This window comes from Mycolicibacter heraklionensis (assembly GCF_001021505.1).
Lineage (GTDB): Bacteria > Actinomycetota > Actinomycetes > Mycobacteriales > Mycobacteriaceae > Mycobacterium > Mycobacterium heraklionense.
In genome coordinates this window covers 10,817-28,119 of record NZ_LDPO01000028.1, presented here as the reverse complement: position 1 = coordinate 28,119, position 17,303 = coordinate 10,817, and the positions used below count along the sequence as shown (strand labels likewise).

Below are 17,303 nucleotides of genomic sequence, written 5' to 3'. Positions count from 1 at the left end.
GATTTCGATGACGAATAGAGAGCAAAGCGCCGGTGTCTTCGTCATGGCCGCGGCGAACATGGCACAGTAGGGAACGTGCGACTGACCGTGCTCGGCTGCTCCGGGAGTGTGGTGGGTCCGGACTCGCCGGCATCGGGATATCTGTTGCAGGCGCCGGACTCGCCGCCGCTGGTTATCGACTTCGGAGGTGGGGTCCTCGGCGCCCTGCAACGTCATGTCGATCCGGGCTCGGTGCATGTGCTGTTGTCGCACTTGCATGCCGACCACTGCTTGGATCTTCCGGGGTTGTTCGTCTGGCGCCGCTACCACCCTTCGGTGGCGATCAAGCCGTTCGACAAGGGTCTGCTCTACGGGCCCAGCGACACCTGGTCGCGGATGGGTGCGGCGTCGTCGCCCTATGGCGGCGAGATCGATGACATCACCGACATCTTCGACGTCCGTTCTTGGGTGGACGGTGAGCCGGTCAAGTTCGGGTTGCTCAGTGTGCAGCCCGGACTGGTATCGCATCCGACCGAGTCATACGGGATGCGGATCACCGATCCGTCCGGCGCGACGCTGGTCTACAGCGCGGACACCGGCTACTGCGATGCGGTGATTGAGTTGGCGCGCGGCGCCGACGTGTTCTTGTGCGAGGCGTCGTGGACCCATGAGGACAACCGACCGCCCAACCTGCACCTGTCGGGAACCGAGGCCGGGCGCATCGCCGCGGCCGCCGGTGTCGGCCAACTGCTGCTGACTCACATCCCGCCCTGGACCTCGCGCGAGGACGTGATCGGGGAGGCCAAGGCCGAGTTCGACGGTCCGGTGCACGCCGTGGTGTGCGACGAGGCGTTCGACATCAAGCGGTCCTGACCCAACGCTGGACTCCGCCCGCGGCTAGGGTTATCCGCGTGTCCAAACGAGAAGACGGTCGCCTCGACGACGAGCTGCGCCCCGTCGTCATCACCCGCGGATTCACCTCGAACCCGGCCGGCTCAGTGCTGGTCGAATTCGGCAACACTCGGGTCATGTGCACAGCCAGTGTCACCGAGGGTGTTCCGCGCTGGCGGAAAGGCTCCGGTCGCGGTTGGCTGACCGCCGAATACGCCATGCTGCCCGCCGCCACCCACTCCCGCTCGGACCGCGAATCGGTCAAGGGCCGCGTCGGCGGGCGCACCCAGGAGATCAGCCGGCTGGTGGGCCGCTCGTTGCGGGCCTGCATCGACCTGGCGGCGCTGGGGGAGAACACCATCGCGATCGACTGTGACGTGCTGCAGGCCGACGGCGGTACTCGCACCGCGGCGATCACCGGCGCGTATGTGGCGCTCGCCGATGCGGTCACCTACCTGTCGGCCGCGGGCAAGTTGTCGGATCCCCGCCCGTTGTCGTGCGCGATCTCGGCCGTCAGCGTCGGCGTGGTCGACGGCCGGGTCCGCGTCGACCTTCCCTACGAGGAGGACTCGCGCGCCGAGGTCGACATGAACGTCGTCGCCACCGACACCGGAACACTGGTGGAGATCCAGGGCACCGGCGAGGGTGCGACGTTCCCGCGCTCGACCCTGGACAAGATGCTCGACGCGGCACTGGCCGCCTGCGAGAAGCTGTTCGTGGTGCAGCGCGAAGCGCTGGCACTGCCGTATCCGGGGGTGCTGCCGGAAGGGCCGGCGCCGAAGAAGGCATTCGGCAGCTGACCGCGCCGATGACGCAGCAACTGCTGGTGGCCAGCCGCAACCGCAAGAAGTTGGCCGAGCTGAGCCGGGTGCTGGAGCGCGCCGGAATCTCGGGTGTGCACCTGGTCTCGCTCGATGAGGTGCCACCGTATCCCGAAGCGCCGGAAACTGCGGCGACGTTCGAGGGGAACGCCCTGGCGAAAGCGCGTGACGGCTATGAGGCGACCGGATTGCCTTGTGTCGCAGACGATTCAGGTCTGACGGTCGCGGCGCTCAACGGCATGCCGGGGGTTTTGTCGGCGCGCTGGTCGGGCAGCCACGGTGACGACGCGGCCAATACCGCTTTGCTGCTGGCGCAGCTGCGCGACGTGCCCGACGAGCGGCGCGGCGCGGCGTTCGTGTCCGCGTGCGCGCTGGTATGGGGCACCGGAGCCGAGCACGAGGTGGTGGTGCGCGGCGAGTGGGCGGGCAGCATCGCTCGGGAACCGCAGGGCGACGGCGGATTCGGCTACGACCCGGTGTTCGTCCCAGTGGGCACCGACCGCACCGCGGCGCAGTTGAGCCCGGCAGAAAAGGACGCCGCATCACATCGCGGCCGGGCGCTCGAATTGCTTCTGCCGGCGCTGCGTTCGCTGGCCTGACGACGTCGCAGGGCCTCAGAGGTTGAACTGGGCCTTGATGTTTCGCGACTGGAAGTGTTCGACGATGATGCCGAGCAGGGGAATGGTGCCGGCCAGCAGTACCCCGATGGTCTTGCCGAGCGGCCAGCGGACCTTGACCGCCAGGTTGAAAGTGGCCAGCAGGTAGGCGAAGTACACCCAGCCGTGCACCACGCCGATCCACGTCGGCGGGTTGTCCACCTTGACCACGTAGCGCACCACGATCTCGTAACACAGGGCGATCAGCCAGACGCCCGTTGCCCACGCCATCACCCGGTAGGGCAGCAGTGCGCTGCGGATCTTCTCGGCGGGAGCAGTCTGGGCGGGTGACTCGGTCATGCGGTGTTCCTGTTCTGTCGGTCGTTCTCGGAGAGCTCGGCCAAATAGGCGTTGTACTCCCGCATCGCGGGGTCGTCGGTGGGTGCGGCGGCCGCGGGCCGCTCCGGCAGCAGTCCAGCTGGTATCTCGGTCACGGTGTCTGCGGGGCGCAGCTCCGGCGGCTCTTCTTCGTAGCGGACGAACTTGCGGTAGGCGTACACGCAGAACCAGGCGAACAGGGGCCACTGCAGTGCGTAACCGAGATTCTGGAAGGTGCCGTTGACCTCTTGGAACCGGGTCCACTGCCACCAGCCCAGCGCCAGGCACGCGCTGGCGGCGACGATCACCAGCACAACCAGTGCAGGTCTCCGACGCCGTGTAGTGGACACCCCATGACGGTACCGCGCCAGGTCCGGACCGCCGCCAGGCCTTCGCGGTAGTGGGTTGCCGGAAAGCTAGACTGAGTCGCCTTGCGGGCGTGATGGAATTGGCAGACATGCGGGTTTTAGGTGCCCGTGCTCGAAAGAGCGTGAGGGTTCGAGTCCCTCCGCCCGCACCAATGTGAAGCGGGCTGCCGGGACCCCGAGCCCTTACAGCCCGAAGCCGTCCCAGATGCTCGACAGCGAAGTCCAGAAGTCGGTGAGGTCACCCGACAGGCCCCCGGTCGGGTCGGCGACGCCGAGCAGGTCGGGCCAGATTTGCAGCGGATTCCACCCGCCCAACTCGCTGGGCACCGAGGGGACGTCGACACCGCTGTCCGGCCCGCCGGTTCCGGCCCAGGGACCCAGGTACGCCGGATCGGTCATCAGCCCCGAATTGACCAGGAGCTCGGACAGGTTTGGGTTGATGCTGTTGAGGTAGTCAACGATCTGATCTTCAGTTCCCGGGGTCAGCGTGAACACCCCGGTTTGCAGACCCGCCACGGTGGCGTCGATCTGTTCGGGTGTCGGCGCGTTCGCCAGGCCTGAGCTGTTGAGGCTGAGCCACTCGCTGATCAGCGGGCTGGGCGGCCCGACGTTTTGGATCGACTGCACCAGGTCCGCCGTGGTGAGGCCGAAGGGCGGGGCGAACGGGGACTGGTCGCACAGCGCGGGGCACAGCGGGCTTCCGGGGGAGAACGGGTCGAAGTCCACCACGGCTCCGGCAGCCAGAGCTTTCAGGGCCTCGGACACGTCATCCGGGCTGACCAGCTGGAAGCCATTGAGGTTGACCGGTGCCTCCAGGCTCTGGAACCACTGCTCGAACGGCCCGAGTGGATTGAGTTGGACGTTGACGCCCGACCACGGCATCAAGTTCTCACCATCGGATCCGGTTGTGGTGCCCGGGAAGCCGAAGCCCGGTTGAGCCTGGCTGCCCGGTACCGAGTCGAGCGGGGCGCCCGGCACCGAACCGCCCGGACCGACACCTGCTGAGGGGTCCGCGATTCCGGCCGCCGTCGGATTGGCGGTGTCGGCGGCTGTGCTGGGAAACTGATATCCAGTGAGCAGCTGCTGCAACGGCACCTGCAACCAGTGGCTGAAAAGGGGTAATTGGTTGTCGGCGTTGGGAAAGTTGGTAAACACCTTCTCGAAGTCGATCAACCTGTCGATCCCGGTAACACCGGTGATCGGGTCCGTCGGCACCATCGGCGAGCATTGGACGGCGTCGCACGAGGCGCTGACCGGGAGCTCGGCCGCGGCCAGCATGGCGAACTGTTGCCCCAGGCCCGCGGTCCCGTTCGCCAGCAGGGTCGGATCGATCTCTGGCTGGTCGAGGCCCGAGATCTGCGGTGCGAACGGAAATAGGTAGTCGAAGATGGCCATGAAGTGCCCCGGGTCGCCGGGGTCCTCGCCCCACAGGTTCGTCGCGCTTGGGGTCCACCAGGTGCCGGTCCAGAAGAAGGAATCCGCTAGTACATCAGTGGCGGCGACTTCGTTGGCCGGGATATTGAAGAGGTCTTGGAACAGGTTGAAGGGGACGTTGAGCACGGAATCGTCGGCCACCAGGCGCACCGCCCGGTCGACAACCGACATCCCCGCCGACCACGGCTTGACCGGCGCGACCGTGGCTGCGACCACGGCGCTCGCCGCAGCCAACACCCAGCCTTTCCGCGCATGCCGATGAGGTTGTGTTGCCTTGACCATGTCTTCCCCCGATAGTCAGACCACTCACGTGGTTCGACCGTCCCCTTGACGACGCATCAGCCGGGCGTTGCTGCGATGACTGGAGCGGCCGGCTGAAAGCGTGAGGCGAACGATAGACCGGGTTCCTGATAGGTCTATCCCATCCAGCTAATAAATTTGACGCCGAGGATCGCGCTGTTCCGCCCCGCCCCGGCCAGCCTTTTGAACAGGTATTTTATGCCTCGGTGGCGCGGACAGCCGCGCGCCGGACAGGGAACTTTCAGTGCCCTTCCAGCTAACGCGTGGCCGAAGGGGCTGCAGTGAACGGCAAAGGTCGGTTCGTCGGCTGCTCGACTTCGCCCCTCCGCTGCCGCCGCCGGTGTCAGAATGAACGATGCCGTCGTCCGTGGATTGGTGCAGCGCGATGAAGATGTGGGTGGCCAGCGCGTTCAGCGTTGCGATGGTCGGCGCCGGAGTTCTTGCGCCGATACCGGTCGCCGTGGCGCAACCCGACCAGGACCAGGTGTTCTTCGACGAACTGGAACAGCAGGGGGTGCACCCCGACTACGACAAGCAGATCTGCGGCAGCATCAAGTGCGAGTCGCTGCGCACTCTGCTGGTCCAGGAGGGCCACGCGGTCTGCGTGGCGCTGGCCGACTCACCCCGGCTGGTGCCGGCCTCGGTCATCGCGAATCTGGAAGTGCCGCCCGACCAAGCGCACGCCATCATCAACGCGTCTCGGCACGCCTACTGCCCGCAGCTGCCGGACCCATATTCGTTGGCGCCCTAACGGCTCAGTGCTCGGACACGGCCACGGGCATGGGCGTTTGGCCGAACGTCTCGGAGTCTCGGGCTTTCCGCCCGTAGATCACCACGCCGACGGCGGCCACCGCCCAGACGATGTACTGCATCGTCCAGGCCAGCCGGAACGCCGCGAATGAATAGCCCCCGGTCATGGCGATAACCATTCCCATCGCCTGCATGATGAGCAGGGTGGCGATGAAGCCGCCGGTGTTGACCATGCCTTGCGCGGTGCCCAACGCCGCTGGCGGGTTGTAGGTACGGGCGAAGTCGAAGGCCAGCATCGACACCGGCTGACCCGCTGAGATCACCAGGATCAGCACCACCAACAGCCAGTGCGGCGCGGGGTGCGGCAGCGCCAACAGCACTGTCCAGGTCGCTGCGATCAGCGCGATCATCGTCAGCGCCACGCTCGACCGGTGCCGGGGCCAGCGCGCCGAGATGGTTCCGACCAACAGCCCCACCACGATGAAGGGCGCCACCGACAGCGTCAGCACCACACCCGCCACGCCGCGCGAAAGACCTTGTGCGGTAGTCAGGTATGGCACCCCCCACATCAGCGCGAACACGCCGGGCGAGAACGCGTTGCCCATATGGGTGAAGAAGCCCGCTTTGGTCCCCGGCCGCGACCACACCGTTTTGATCTCACCGAACGCGTCCCGGAAAGTCCGCGCGTGGACGGCGGCCGGCGTCGCCGGCGGGGCGTCGCGTACCACGGCCAGCGTCAGCGTGCCCGCGAACAAGCCCAGCCCTGCCGCCGAGAGGTAGGCGGCCGCCCAGCCGCCGTGCAGCAGAATTGCGAGGAACGGCACTGCCGAGAGGAACTGGCCGAACTGGCCGCAGATGCCGGTGAGTTGGGTGAGCAGTGGAACACGTTCGGCGGCAAACCAATTGGGTAGCAGACGGATGACCGAGATGAAGATGAACGAGTCACCCAGGCCGATGGCGCCGTACGCGCCGACCGCGGTGGGCAGCGAATGCGTCAGCGAGAGCGTGAGTTGGGCCGCGGAGAGCACCGTGACACCGGTGGCGATCATCGCCCGGGGACCGAAGCGGTCCAACAGCACGCCGGCCGGAATCTGCATGGCGGCATAGACGATCAGCTGCACGATCACGAACGACGACAACGTGCTCGGGCCGGCGTGGAAGCGTTCTGCTGCGTCGAGACCCGATACCCCGAAGGTGGTCCGGTCCAGCACGGCCACCAAATAGGACAGCAGGCCGGTGCCCCACACGATCCAGGGACGCAATTGAGGCCTACCTTGTCTGTCTGTTGCGGGACACGGGCTATGGTCGCACACGATTTCGGCCTGATATTCGCCGGTGACCGGCGAAAACCCGGCCGAACTCTGTCTTAGTCTGTGACGCGTGGTGATATCACGGCGCGACGTGTTCAAACTCGCTGCGACGGTGCCCGCGGCGGCCGGGCTTGGCGCCGGGGTCTCGGCGCTGCTCGCCGCTGCCGCCGAGGCGGCACCGCTGGGCATTCTGCTGGATTATTCGGCCGGGGTTTTGTCGGCCGGCGCGATCAAGGCTTCCGGTGCGGCGGGTGCTATCCGCTATGTGTCGGACCGCCGGCCCGGCGCTGAGTGGATGCTCGGCAAGCCGATTCAGCCGGCCGAGGCACGGGACCTGCAGGAGAACGGACTCACGATCGTCTCCTGCTACCAGTTCGGAAAGCAGGCGACCGCAGACTGGCTGGGCGGCCAGGACGCCGGTGTGGACCACGCCAAGCGTGGCGCGCAGTTGCACACCGCGGCTGGCGGCCCGGACAGCGCTCCGATCTATGCCTCGATCGACGACAACCCTTCCTACGAGCAGTACAAGGAGCAGGTTGCGCCGTACCTGCGGGGATGGCAATCGGTGATCGGGCCGGAGCGCACCGGCGTCTATGCCAACTCCACGACGATCGAGTGGGCGCTGCAGGACGGTCTGGGCTCCTGCTTCTGGCAGCACAACTTCGGTTCCCCCGGCGGCATCGCCCATCCGGCCGCCAATTTGCATCAGGTGGAAATCGACAGGCGCACCGTCGGCGGCGTTGGTGTGGACATCAACGAGATCCTGGCGCCCCAGTTCGGTCAGTGGGCTTGACCACGCTCCGGTCGCTGTCCGTGCAGCAAACTGGCGCCGGATCGGGCCGCGCAGGGCGGGGATCGCGGCGCTCGTTCGAGGTCGGAGCCCCGGACGCCGCCAAAGGCTGTTGGCCTCGCTGATTCAAACATAACGATTAGATAACAATGGAGCCTTGATCTGCGTCGTTGTGGCTACTCGACCGTAACCCCACGCATGCAGGACGTTTGTCCCGGATCGTTACGAGCGCCGTCGAGCCCCGTGATATCCGGGGCCGGGTTACCCGAGCGTAGAACTCACCAGTAACCAATTTGCTGCGGAAACGGCACAGGTTCTTATGACACTCTTACTGCTGAAGCGCGGCCGCGAACACGCGAGAGCCCGCAGTTTGGGCCGGCTATCCCGGCGGGCGTCGATGACGACGCGACGTTAACCAGGGCAGGGGAGATACATAACGTGACGATCCACGAACACGACCGGGTTTCCGCTGACGGAGCAGGCTCGGGGCGCTTCGCCAGCGCCTCGTCCGCCCTGGTGGATCGGTTGACGGCCGGCGAGCCGTACGCGGTGGCCTTCGGCGGGCAGGGCAGTGCCTGGCTGGAGTCGCTCGAAGAGCTGGTGTCTTCGGCCGGCATCGAGACGGAACTGGCCACGTTGGCCGGTGAGGCCGACCTGCTGCTCGAGCCGATCGCCAAGGAACTTGTTGTGGTCCGGCCCATCGGCTTCGAGCCGCTGCAATGGGTGCGGGCGCTGGCAGCCGAGGACCCGATCCCGTCGGCCAAGCAGCTGACCTCGGCCGCCGTGTCGGTGCCGGGCGTGCTGCTGACCCAGATCGCGGCGATGCGAGCGATGGAGCGTCAGGGGCTGGACCTGTCGGCCACCCCGCCTGTCGCGGCGGCCGGGCACTCGCAGGGCATTCTGGCCGTCGAGTCGCTGAAAGCGGGCGGCGCCAACGACGTCCAGCTGCTCGCGATCGCCCAGCTGATCGGGGCGGCCGGAACGCTGGTGGCCCGTCGCCGTGGAATCTCGGTCCTGGGGGACCGCCCGCCGATGGTGTCGGTCACCAACGTCGACCCGGAGCGCATCCGGCAACTGTTGGACGAGTTCGCCACCGACGTGCGCACGGTGCTTCCGCCGGTGCTGTCCATCCGCAACGGTCGCCGCGCCGTGGTGATCACCGGAACCCCCGAGCAGCTGTCCCGCTTCGAGCTGTACTGCGAGCAGATCGCCGAGAAAGAGGCCGCCGAGCGCAAGAACAAGCTGCGTGGCGGTGCGGTCTTCGCTCCGGTCTTCGAGCCGGTGCAGGTTGAGGTCGGCTTCCACTCGCCGCGACTGTCCGACGGCATCGAGATCGTCGCGCAGTGGGCCGCCAAGGTGGGCCTCGATGTCGAGCTGACCCGCCAGCTGGCCGACTCGATCCTGGTGGGTCAGGTCGACTGGGTCGACGAGGTCACCGCGTTGCACGATGCGGGTGCCCGCTGGATTCTGGATCTGGGACCCGGCGACATCCTGACCCGGCTGACCGCGCCGGTGATCCGAGGCCTGGGCATCGGGATCGTGCCGGTGGCCACCCGCGGTGGTCAGCGCAACCTGTTCACCATCGGCGCCGTCCCGGAGGTCGCCCGGCCCTGGACCAGCTACGCCCCGTCGGTGGTTCAGCTGCCCGACGGCCGGGTCAAGCTCGACACCAAGTTCACCCGGCTGACCGGCCGCTCGCCGATCCTGCTGGCCGGCATGACGCCGACCACCGTGGACGCCAAGATCGTCGCCGCGGCCGCCAACGCCGGGCACTGGTCCGAGCTGGCCGGCGGTGGGCAGGTCACCGAGGAGATCTTCAACGACCGGGTCGCGGAGCTGACGACGCTGCTCGAGCCGGGGCGCACCGTCCAGTTCAACTCGCTGTTCTTGGACCCCTACCTGTGGAAGCTGCAGGTCGGCGGAAAACGGTTGGTGCAGAAGGCGCGTCAGTCCGGCGCCCCGTTCGACGGCCTGGTGATCAGCGCCGGCATCCCCGAGCTGGAAGAGGCCGTCGAGCTGATCGCCGAGCTCAACGACGCCGGCATCAGCCACGTGGTGTTCAAGCCCGGCACCGTCGAGCAGATCCGGTCGGTGATCCGCATCGCCGCCGAGGTGCCCACCACCCCGGTGATCGCGCACGTCGAGGGTGGCCGTGCCGGTGGCCACCACTCCTGGGAGGACCTCGACGACCTGCTGCTGGCGACCTACTCCGAGCTGCGCTCGCAGCCCAACATCACACTGTGCGTCGGCGGTGGTATCGGCACTCCCGAGCAGGCCGCCGAATACCTGTCCGGCCGGTGGTCGCAGCAGCACGGCTTCCCGTTGATGCCCGTTGACGGCATCCTGGTCGGCACCGCGGCGATGGCGACCCTGGAGGCCACCACGTCGCCGGCCGTGAAGCAGATGCTGGTCGACACCACGGGCACCGACCAGTGGATCGGCGCCGGAAAAGCCCAGGGCGGCATGGCTTCCTCGCGTAGCCAGCTCGGTGCCGACATCCACGAGATCGACAACGTCGCCTCCCGGTGCGGCCGGTTGCTCGACGAAGTCGCCGGTGACGGCGAGGCCGTCGCTGCGCGTCGGGACGAGATCATCGCGGCGCTGGCCGACACCGCCAAGCCCTATTTCGGTGATGTCACCGAGATGACCTACGCGCAGTGGCTGCGCCGCTATGTGGAACTGGCCATCGGTGCGGGCGACTCGACCGCGGACACCGCGTCACCGGACAGCCCGTGGCTGGCCGACACCTGGCGGGAGCGGTTCGGTTCGATGCTGCAGCGCGCCGAAGCGCGACTCAACGAGCTCGAGTCCGGCCCGATCGAGACGCTGTTCACCGATTCCGAAGGGGGACAGTCGATCCTGGAGCGACCCGCAGAGGCCATCGCGGCGCTGCTGGCCCGCTACCCGGAGGCCGAGACCGTCCGGCTGCACCCGGCCGACGCGCCGTTCTTCACCCAGCTCTGCAAGACGCCGGGCAAGCCGGTCAACTTCGTGCCGGTGATCGACAAGGACGTGCGCCGCTGGTGGCGCAGCGACTCGCTGTGGCAGGCGCACGACGCCCGCTACACCGCCGAGCAGGTCTGCATCATTCCGGGCATCACCGCCGTCGCCGGCATCACTCGCGTCGACGAGCCGGTCGGTGAGCTGCTGGACCGCTTCGAGCAGGCAGCGGTCGACCAGGTGCTGGCCGCCTACCAGAAAGAAGGGGTGGAGCCTCGATCCGTCACCGCGCGCCGTCAGGGCCGCACCGACGTCACCGGCCCGCTGGCCGTGCTGCTCGACGCTCCCGACGTGCTGTGGGCGGGGCGTACCGCCACCAACCCGGTGCATCGGATCGGCGCCTCCGACGAGTGGCAGGTGCAGGAGAACCGCACGGCCACCCATCCGACGACCGGGGCGCGTCTCGAGGTCGTCTCGGACACCAATGTTGTGCTCAGCGTGCCGCTGTCCGGTGTCTGGATCAACATTCGCTTCACCGCGCCGGCAGCCGTCGTCGACGGCGCCGCCCCGCTGGTGTCCACCGAGGACGCCGCCGCCGCGATGCGCGCGGTGCTGGCCATCGCCGCCGGCGTCGACGGGCCGGAGTCCTTGCCGCCGGTGCACAACGGCTCGGCCACCGTGACCGTGGAGTGGAACCCCGAGCAGGTCGCCGACCACACCGGGGTGACCGCAACGTTCGGCGCGCCGCTGGCGCCGGGACTGTCCACCGTGCCCGACACACTGGTCGGCCGGTGCTGGCCGGCCGTGTTCGCCGCCATCGGCTCGGCGACCACCGGCACCGGATTCCCGGTTGTCGAGGGCCTGCTGTCGCTGGTGCACCTGGACCACGCGGCACACCTGCTGGCCGCACTGCCGGCGCAACCGGCTGAATTGACCGTCACCGCAACGGCTTCGGCGGCCACCGACACCGAGGTCGGCCGTGTCGTCCCGGTGTCCGTCACGGTTGCCGCCGCCGATGGCACCGTGCTGGCCACCCTGGAGGAGCGCTTCGCGATCCGCGGCCGCACCGGCGCCACGGAACTGACCGACCCGGTCCGGGCCGGCGGCGCGGTCTCCGACAACGCCACCGACACCCCGCGCCGCCGCCGGCGCGACGTCACCATCACCGCGCCGGTCGACATGCGGCCGTTCGCGGCGGTCTCCGGCGACTACAACCCGATCCACACCGACCGGGCCGCCGCGCTGCTGGCCGGTCTGGAATCGCCCATCGTGCACGGCATGTGGCTCTCGGCCGCGGCCCAGCACGTGGTGACCGCCACCGACGGGCAGGCCCGCCCGCCGGCCCGGCTGGTCGGCTGGACCGCGCGTTTCCTGGGCATGGTGAAGCCCGGCGACGAGGTCGACTTCCGGGTGGACCGGGTCGGAATCGACCTGGGCGCAGAGGTTTTGGAGGTGTCCGCACGGATCGGCTCGGACCTGGTGATGTCGGCGACCGCCCGACTGACCGCCCCCAAGACCGTCTACGCCTTCCCGGGTCAGGGCATCCAGCACAAGGGCATGGGCATGGAGGTCCGCGCCCGGTCCAAGGCCGCGCGCAAGGTGTGGGACTCCGCGGACAAGTTCACCCGCGAAACCCTCGGCTTCTCCGTGCTGCACGTGGTGCGCGACAACCCGACGTCCCTGATCGCCTCCGGTGTGCACTACCAGCACCCCGACGGCGTGCTGTACCTGACGCAGTTCACCCAGGTGGCGATGGCCACCGTGGCGGCCGCGCAGGTCGCCGAGATGCGCGAGCAGGGCGCGTTCGTCGAGGGTGCGATCGCCTGCGGTCACTCCGTCGGCGAGTACACCGCGCTGGCGTGCGTCAGCGGTGTCTACGAGCTCGAAGCGCTGCTGGAGGTGGTGTTCCACCGCGGCTCGAAGATGCACGACATCGTGCCGCGTGACGCCATGGGCCGGTCCAACTACCGGCTGGCCGCCATCCGCCCGTCGCAGATCGACCTCGACGACGCCGACGTCACCGCGTTCGTGGACGAGATCTCCGAGCGCACCGGGGAATTCCTGCAGATCGTCAACTTCAACCTGCGCGGCTCGCAGTACGCGATCGCCGGGACGGTCGCCGGCCTGGAGGCGCTGGAGGCCGAGGTCGAGCGGCGCCGCGAGATCAGCGGCGGCAAGCGCTCGTTCATCCTGGTGCCCGGCATCGACGTGCCGTTCCACTCCAGCGTGCTGCGGATTGGCGTGGACGACTTCCGGCGTTCGCTGGAGCGGGTCATGCCGCGTGACCAGGACCCGGCGCTGATCATCGGCCGCTACATCCCCAACCTGGTGCCCAAGCCATTCACCCTGGACCGGGAGTTCATCCAGGAGATTCGCGACCTGGTGCCGGCCGAGCCGCTCGACGAGGTGCTGGCCGACTACGACACCTGGCGCAACGAGAAGCCCGCCGAACTGTGCCGCAAGATCGTCATCGAGTTGCTGGCCTGGCAGTTCGCCAGCCCGGTGCGCTGGATCGAAACCCAGGACTTGCTGTTCATCGAGCAGGCGGCCGGCGGGTTGGGCGTGGAACGGTTCGTCGAGATCGGGGTGAAGACCGCCCCGACGGTCGCCGGACTGGCCACCAACACGCTCAAGCTGCCCGAGTACGCCCACAGCACCGTGGAAGTGCTCAACGCTGAGCGGGACGCCGCGGTGCTGTTCGCCACCGATACCGACCCCGAGCCGGAGCCCGAGGAGGAAGCGGCACCGGCCGAGGGGGCGGCGGACGCCGCCCCGACCGAGGCCGCTCCGGCACCGGCCGCCCCAGCCGCTCCGTCGGGTGGCCCGCGCCCCGACGACATCGCGTTCGACGCCGCCGACGCCACCTGCGCGCTGATCGCACTGAGCGCCAAGATGCGCATCGACCAGATCGAGGCGCTGGACTCCATCGAGTCCATCACCGACGGCGCGTCGTCGCGGCGCAACCAGCTGTTGGTGGACCTGGGGTCGGAGCTGAACCTGGGCGCCATCGACGGCGCCGCCGAGGCCGACCTGTCCGGACTGAAGTCGCAGGTGACGAAGCTGGCCCGCACCTACAAGCCGTACGGCCCGGTGCTGACCGACGCGATCAACGACCAGCTCCGCACCATTCTCGGGCCGTCCGGCAAGCGGCCCGGCGCCATCGCCGAGCGGGTCAAGAAGACCTGGGAGCTCGGTGACGGGTGGGCCAAGCACGTCGCCGTCGAGGTGGCGTTGGGAACCCGCGAAGGCACCAGTGTCCGGGGCGGCGCCCTGGGCGGGTTGCATGAGGGTGCGCTGGCCGACGCGGCGGCCGTCGACAAGGTCATCGACGCGGCCGTCCAGGCCGTCGCCGCGCGTCGCGGTGTCGCGGTGTCGCTGCCGTCGGCCGGCGGTGGCGGCGGTGCGACGGTGGACGCCGCCGCGCTGGGCGAGTTCACCGCCCAGATCACCGGCCGCGACGGTGTGCTCGCCTCGGCCGCCCGGCTGGTGTTGGGCCAACTCGGATTCGACGATGCGGTGAGTGCCCCGGCGGGTGCCACCGACAGCGAACTGATCGACCTGGTGACCGCCGAATTGGGTTCGGACTGGCCGCGCCTGGTGGCGCCGGTGTTCGACGGCCGTAAGGCGGTGCTGTTCGACGACCGTTGGGCCAGTGCCCGCGAGGACCTGGTCAAGCTGTGGCTGCTCGACGAAGGCGACGTCGACGCCGACTGGCCCCGTCTCGCCGAGCGTTTCGAGGGTGCCGGCCACGTGGTCGCCACCCAGGCGTCGTGGTGGCAGGCCCGCGCGCTGGCCTCTGGCCGGCAGATTCACGGCTCGCTGTACGCCCGGATCGCCGCCGGCGCGGAGAACCCGGGCCGGGGCCGCTACAGCGACGAGGTGGCGGTGGTGACCGGCGCCTCCAAGGGCTCGATCGCCGCGTCGGTGGTCGGGCAGCTGCTCGACGGCGGTGCGACCGTCATCGCCACCACGTCTCGACTCGACGATGAGCGGCTGGGCTTCTACCGCAGCCTTTACCGCGACCACGCTCGGTTCGGTGCGGCGCTGTGGGTGGTGCCCGCCAACATGGCCTCCTACTCCGACATCGACGCACTGGTCGAGTGGGTCGGTACCGAGCAGACCGAAAGCCTTGGGCCGCAGTCGATCCACCTCAAGGATGCGCAAACCCCGACACTGCTGTTCCCGTTTGCGGCACCGCGGGTCACCGGCGACCTGTCGGAGGCCGGTGCGCGCGCCGAGATGGAGATGAAGGTCCTGCTGTGGGCGGTGCAGCGCCTGATCGGCGGCTTGTCGAAGATCGGCGCAGAACGCGACATCGCCTCCCGGTTGCACGTGGTGCTGCCCGGCTCACCCAACCGCGGCATGTTCGGCGGTGACGGCGCCTACGGCGAGGCCAAGGCGTCGCTGGACGCGCTGGTGTCACGCTGGAAGGCCGAGTCCTCGTGGGCGTCTCGGGTCAGCCTGGCCCACGCCTTGATCGGCTGGACCCGCGGCACCGGGCTGATGGGCCACAACGACGTCATCGTCGATGCGGTCGAGGAAGCCGGCGTCACCACCTACTCGACCGAGCAGATGGCGGCCATGCTGCTGGAGCTGTGCAACGTCGAGTCGAAGGTGGCCGCGGCCAACACACCGATCGAGGCCGACCTGACCGGTGGCCTGGCCGAGGCGAACCTGGACATGGCCGAGCTGGCCGCGAAGGCCCGCGAGGAGATGACCGCCGAGGCAGCAGTCGATGACGAGGCTGAGGATGCCGCGAATACCATTGCGGCACTGCCTAGCCCGCCGCGCGGCTACACCCCGGCACCCCCGCCGGCCTGGGACGACCTCGACGTGGACCCGGCCGACCTGGTGGTCATCGTCGGTGGCGCCGAACTGGGCCCGCTCGGCTCGTCGCGCACCCGCTTCGAGATGGAGGTCTCCGGCGAGCTGTCGGCGGCCGGAGTGCTGGAGCTGGCCTGGACCACCGGGCTGGTCAAGTGGGAAGACGACCCGACCCCGGGTTGGTATGACACCGCGACCGGTGAGCTGGTCGACGAGGCCGAGCTGGTGGAGCGCTACCACGACGCCGTGGTGGAACGCGTCGGTGTTCGCGAGTTCGTCGATGACGGCGCGATCGACCCCGACCACGCCTCGCCGCTGCTGGTCAGCGTGTTCCTGGACAAGGACTTCTCGTTCGTGGTCTCCAGCGAGTCCGACGCACGCGCGTTCGTCGAGTTCGACCCCGAGCACACCGTGGTGCGTCCGGTGCCGGATTCGTCGGACTGGCAGGTGATCCGCAAGGCCGGCACCGAGATTCGGGTGCCGCGCAAGAGCAAGCTGTCGCGCACCGTGGGTGCTCAGATCCCGACCGGGTTCGACCCGACGGTGTGGGGGATCAGCCAGGACATGGCCACCTCCATCGACCGGGTGGCGCTGTGGAACATCATCGCGACCGTGGATGCGTTCCTGTCGGCGGGCTTCACCCCGACCGAGCTGCTGCGCTGGGTGCACCCGTCGCTGGTGGCCAGCACCCAGGGCACCGGCATGGGCGGCATGACCTCGATGCAGACCATGTACCACGGCAACCTGCTCGGGCGGGCCAAGCCGAACGACATCCTGCAGGAAGTCCTGCCCAACGTCGTTGCCGCGCATGTCATCCAGAGCTACGTCGGGTCCTACGGCTCGATGATCCACCCGGTGGCCGCCTGTGCCACCGCGGCGGTCTCGGTCGAGGAGGGCGTCGACAAGATCCGGCTGGGCAAGGCCGAGCTGGTGGTCGCCGGCGGCTACGACGACCTGACCCTGGAGGCCATCATCGGCTTCGGTGACATGGCGGCCACCGCCGACACCGAGATGATGCGCGCCAAGGGCATCAGCGACTCGAAGTTCTCCCGCGCCAACGACCGTCGCCGGCTGGGCTTCGTCGAGGCCCAGGGCGGTGGCACCATCCTGCTGGCCCGCGGCGACCTGGCCGCCAGGATGGGTCTGCCGGTGCTGGCGGTGGTGGCCTACGCGCAGAGCTTCGCCGACGGCGTGCACACCTCGATCCCGGCTCCGGGCCTGGGCGCCCTGGGCGCGGGCCGGGGCGGCAAGGACTCGATGCTGGCCCGTTCGCTGGCCAAGCTGGGCGTGGGCGCCGACGACATCGCGGTGGTCTCCAAGCACGACACCTCGACGTTGGCCAACGACCCCAACGAGACCGAGCTGCACGAGCGGCTGGCCGACTCGCTGGGCCGCTCGCAAGGTGCGCCGCTGTTCGTGATCAGCCAGAAGAGCCTCACCGGGCACGCCAAGGGCGGTGCGGCGGTCTTCCAGATGATGGGCTTGTGCCAGGTGCTGCGCGACGGGGTGATCCCGCCCAATCGCAGCCTGGACTGCGTCGACGACGAGCTGGCGACCGCCGGGCACCTGGTGTGGGTGCGCGAGACGCTGGAGCTGGGGGAGAAGTTCCCCCTCAAGGCCGGGTTGGTCACCAGCCTCGGCTTCGGCCATGTGTCCGGTCTGGTGGCCCTGGTGCACCCGGCGGCGTTCCTGGCTGCGCTGGACCCGAGCCAGCGCGAGGCCTACCTGCAGCAGGCCTCCGAGCGTGTCCTGGCCGGTCAGCGGCGGCTCGCCTCGGCGATCGCCGGTGGCAAGCCGATGTACGAGCGGCCCGCCGACCGGAGGTTCGACCACGACACACCGGAGAAGCGCCAAGAGTCGGCCATGCTGCTCAACCCGGCGGCACGGCTCGGCGACGACGACGTCTACATCGGATAACGTCA

General features: G+C 68.6%; 10 protein-coding genes and 1 tRNA gene. 7 read left to right on the top strand and 4 right to left on the bottom strand.

Going from position 1 to position 17,303, the window contains the following annotated elements:
- The first annotated feature begins 75 nt into the window (after positions 1 to 75).
- Genes ABW16_RS21810 through ABW16_RS21800 form a run of 3 tightly spaced genes read left to right on the top strand, consistent with a single transcriptional unit; the run spans position 76 to position 2,290 of the window.
- The gene (locus ABW16_RS21810; RefSeq protein ID WP_047321292.1) at positions 76 to 852 is read left to right on the top strand and encodes a cyclic nucleotide-degrading phosphodiesterase; all 777 of its coding nucleotides are present in this window, start codon (positions 76 to 78) and stop codon (positions 850 to 852) included.
- A gap of 38 nt (positions 853 to 890) precedes the next feature.
- On the top strand, positions 891 to 1,670 hold the full coding sequence (gene rph, locus ABW16_RS21805) for a ribonuclease PH (protein ID WP_047321291.1): 780 nt from the start codon (positions 891 to 893) through the stop codon (positions 1,668 to 1,670).
- Positions 1,671 to 1,678: 8 nt separating this feature from the next.
- A complete protein-coding gene (locus ABW16_RS21800) occupies positions 1,679 to 2,290 on the top strand; it encodes a non-canonical purine NTP pyrophosphatase (protein ID WP_047321290.1) in 612 nt (203 codons plus the stop codon).
- A 15-nt stretch (positions 2,291 to 2,305) separates the two neighbouring features.
- Here the strand turns inward: ABW16_RS21800 and ABW16_RS21795 are convergent, their stop codons facing one another.
- Positions 2,306 to 2,647 carry a DUF3817 domain-containing protein gene (locus tag ABW16_RS21795; protein ID WP_047321289.1) on the bottom strand — a complete coding sequence of 114 codons (342 nt, stop codon included), beginning with the start codon at positions 2,645 to 2,647 and terminating at the stop codon, positions 2,306 to 2,308.
- Positions 2,644 to 3,015 carry a hypothetical protein gene (locus tag ABW16_RS21790; RefSeq protein WP_200900700.1) on the bottom strand — a complete coding sequence of 124 codons (372 nt, stop codon included), beginning with the start codon at positions 3,013 to 3,015 and terminating at the stop codon, positions 2,644 to 2,646. The genes ABW16_RS21795 and ABW16_RS21790 overlap by 4 nt, the downstream gene beginning before the upstream one ends.
- A gap of 83 nt (positions 3,016 to 3,098) precedes the next feature.
- On the opposite strand from ABW16_RS21790, the gene ABW16_RS21785 reads away from it, so the two are divergent.
- Positions 3,099 to 3,185: transfer RNA gene (locus ABW16_RS21785), tRNA-Leu, on the top strand.
- A 31-nt stretch (positions 3,186 to 3,216) separates the two neighbouring features.
- On the opposite strand, the gene ABW16_RS21780 is transcribed toward ABW16_RS21785, so the two are convergent.
- Positions 3,217 to 4,701 carry a hypothetical protein gene (locus tag ABW16_RS21780; RefSeq protein WP_131721551.1) on the bottom strand — a complete coding sequence of 495 codons (1,485 nt, stop codon included), beginning with the start codon at positions 4,699 to 4,701 and terminating at the stop codon, positions 3,217 to 3,219.
- A 421-nt stretch (positions 4,702 to 5,122) separates the two neighbouring features.
- Here ABW16_RS21780 and ABW16_RS21775 point away from each other — a divergent pair, with 421 nt between their 5' ends.
- Positions 5,123 to 5,518 (top strand): DUF732 domain-containing protein, encoded by a 396-nt coding sequence (locus ABW16_RS21775; RefSeq protein WP_233424849.1) that lies wholly within the window; start codon positions 5,123 to 5,125, stop codon positions 5,516 to 5,518.
- 4 nt (positions 5,519 to 5,522) lie between these two features.
- Here ABW16_RS21775 and ABW16_RS21770 read toward each other — a convergent pair whose 3' ends face one another.
- Complete coding sequence (locus tag ABW16_RS21770; RefSeq protein ID WP_047321286.1) at positions 5,523 to 6,779, bottom strand: MFS transporter; 1,257 nt, start codon at positions 6,777 to 6,779, stop codon at positions 5,523 to 5,525.
- A gap of 118 nt (positions 6,780 to 6,897) precedes the next feature.
- On the opposite strand from ABW16_RS21770, the gene ABW16_RS21765 reads away from it, so the two are divergent.
- Together ABW16_RS21765 and ABW16_RS21760 are read left to right on the top strand one after the other, a co-directional pair.
- Positions 6,898 to 7,620, top strand: coding sequence for a DUF1906 domain-containing protein (locus tag ABW16_RS21765; RefSeq protein WP_047321285.1), 723 nt, complete (start codon positions 6,898 to 6,900; stop codon positions 7,618 to 7,620).
- A 435-nt stretch (positions 7,621 to 8,055) separates the two neighbouring features.
- Positions 8,056 to 17,298, top strand: a complete 9,243-nt coding sequence (locus ABW16_RS21760; protein WP_047321284.1) for a type I polyketide synthase — start codon at positions 8,056 to 8,058, stop codon at positions 17,296 to 17,298.
- Positions 17,299 to 17,303: the final 5 nt, after the last annotated feature.